The 1,098-nt window shown below is 67.6% G+C and carries 1 pseudogene; it reads left to right on the top strand.

Annotated elements, in window-relative coordinates:
• Positions 1-104 precede the first annotated feature (104 nt).
• Positions 105-1,098: pseudogene (locus tag HX774_RS12900) on the top strand (hypothetical protein); the annotation flags it as partial.

A 1,098-nucleotide genomic window follows, 5' to 3' on the forward strand; every position in this document is an offset into this window, starting at 1 on the left:
TACGCCTGGTACAAACAGAACGGCTCGTCGGCGATCACCCGGGCGGCGACGCCTGTGTGGGTGCAGGTGAGCCAGTCGCACTGCATGACGGGAGGGACCTGCTGATGAGGGGCGTGGAGGGGGGGCGCCTTAAGGCGCTGATAGCGGCGGGTCTGGGCTTGTTGCTGACGGGGCCGGCATGGGCGCAGAGCGCCGACGAGGTCAGGACCACGATCACCTATCAGGTCGGTTCGTCCAGCGTGGCCAGCAATCTGCTGCCGGTATCGGTGACGATGGCGTCGGGCGACGGCGCGCTCAGCGCCGCGACGACCACCACCTATGACGCGGTCGGCAATGTGCTGACGGTGGATGGGCCGCTGGCGGGGACGGCGGATACGGTGCGCAACGTCTGGGACGCGATGCGCCAGCAGGTGGGCGTGATCACCCCGGATTCGGACGGAACCGGCGCGCTGCTGAACGCGGCGACCCGCACCACCTACAATGCCGACGGCCAGGTGACCAAGGTCGAGCAGGGCACGACGCCGGGGCTGACCGATACGGACTGGGCAGCTTTTTCGCCGCTTCAGACGGCGACCACAGACTATGACGTCCAGGGCCGGAAGATCCGGGACACTGCGGGCGTGGGCACGGCGGCGGTCATGGTGACCCAGTACAGCTATGACGCTGCGTCCCGGCCGCTGTGCACCACGGTGCGGATGAACCCGGCGGTCTATGGATCGCTGCCGGCCTCGGCCTGCACCTTGGGGACTGAGGGGACGCAAGGCCCCGACCGGATCACCCGCAACGTCTACGACGCGGCCGGTCAGGTGCTGCGGATCGAGCGGGCGGTGGGCACGCCGCTGCAGCAAAACTACGTCGCCTATACGTATACGCCGAACGGCAAGCAGGCGACGGTGACCGACGCTAACGGCAACCGAGCGTCGCTGACATACGACGGCTTTGACCGTCAGGTGCGCTGGACCTTCCCGTCCAAGACCACGCCGGGCCAGGTCAATACGGCCGACTATGAGCAGTACGGCTACGACGCCGCCGGCAACCGCACGAGCCTGCGCAAGCGCGACGGCCGCACCATCACCTATGTCTATGACGCCCTGAATC

Origin of the sequence: Brevundimonas sp. P7753 (assembly GCF_013386595.1) — a bacterium.
GTDB lineage: Bacteria > Pseudomonadota > Alphaproteobacteria > Caulobacterales > Caulobacteraceae > Brevundimonas > Brevundimonas bullata.